The organism is Mesorhizobium sp. WSM4828, from assembly GCF_055811175.1.
Window position 1 is genome coordinate 1 of sequence record NZ_JBVVQK010000086.1, and the last position, 1,455, is coordinate 1,455.

A 1,455-nucleotide genomic window follows, 5' to 3' on the forward strand; every position below is an offset into this window, starting at 1 on the left:
CTATCGGATTCACACATTTTGCAGATTGAGTTTGGTTCCGTACTTGATGGCGTGGAATTCGGCGAGGCCGATGCGCATAACCTTGGGGCCTGGCTTGCCGTAGTAGCCTGTCCAGCCGCCGAGGCGGGCGATGGCCCAGGCCGCGAAGGCTAGAGAGCCTTTGGGGTGAGGATTGCGTTGTCGTTCGGTCTTGCCTTCGAGCTTGGCTGAGACGGCTTCGAGGATGGGTCGGTCGTCGGGATCGAAAGCATCGCTGAGCCGCTGATCGGTGTTGCCGTCGCGAGCCTGCACGAGCTGCTTGATAGTGACGGCGGCGATCGTGGCAGCGGCGACGAAGTTGATCATGGCGTGCGGATCGCCGATGTCGGCTGCCTCGATATCGAAGCCTGCCGTCTTGAGGATGCGGAAGAACTCTTCGATGACCCAGCGCGAGCGGTAGAGGTCGACGACACGGCGTGCCTGGGCCACCGTGGCGACACCGTGGGTGGTCAGCAAGCGCCAATGCACCGGCTCGTTGCCGTTTTTCGGCTTCGACACCTCGCGAACATCGACCAGTGTCAAACCGATGGTCTCGGGCAACGCCGGATCGGCCCCGTTGAGTGGGCGCCGCACCGTCACCGGCGCGTAACGCACTGCCAGCTTGGCATCCCGTGCGCGTCGCCCGGGCGCGGCGGGGATGGTCACTTCAAAGCGGCTTTGCTCCGGCTGGGCGTCGATGAAGGCGAACAGCAAGCCGGGCTCTTCTTGCGCGGCCTCGATGCGCCGGTTCTGGCAGGCCCGCACGATCAGGTCGACATTGTGCGGACGTTCGGCGAAGAGTTCGTAAAAGTCGCTCTCGCGATCCGACACCATGGTGATGCTGGCCGCCTCTTCCAGAACCGCGCCGGCCTGCCTGGTCGCGTCGATCCAGCGCCGCGATTCCTTGTTGGCTGTCGCCCGCTGGCGCCGCGGCGCCAGTTCCTCTGCGCTGCGGTTCCATATCTGCATCGAGACCAGGCCCAGCATGGCTCCCGTGCCGGCCTCGACCGCCAGAACCGGGTGCAGCAGCAAGCCTGCCGCATTGCCCTTGCCGACCGGGCCATAATCGGCCCGCGCCCGCCGGGAACCCAGCACCAGTTCCGACGTGTCCTGCACCGCGACGATATCGCGGCCGGCCGCGCGACGACCGGTCAGTCTTCCGGCATGCAGCGACATCTCCGTCGCCGTCACCGAGGGATTGCGCAAAAACCGCGTAAACTGCATTTCGGCCGCCCGCTTGCCGCCGAGCCGGCGGATACACGATCCAGGCCGCGCCACCAGCGCCCGATGCAAGCAGGCCCCCCTTTTTCCAGGCGCAGGTCACCAAATCGCCCCAGCCCGTACTCGATTCCGGTCATTCAATCCTCCTTCGGCTTTCCCGCCGAAATAGAATCGAGCTTCGCCGCAAAGCGCAACCCAGATGTGTGAATGCGATAG

The 1,455-nt window shown here is 64.8% G+C and carries 1 protein-coding gene; it reads right to left on the reverse strand.

The genetic code is table 11. The features are described from left to right. Positions 1-9 precede the first annotated feature (9 nt). Complete coding sequence (locus AC0L2X_RS32360; RefSeq protein ID WP_473562309.1) at positions 10-1,311, reverse strand: IS4 family transposase; 1,302 nt, start codon at positions 1,309-1,311, stop codon at positions 10-12. Between the last annotated feature and the right edge of the window lie 144 nt (positions 1,312-1,455).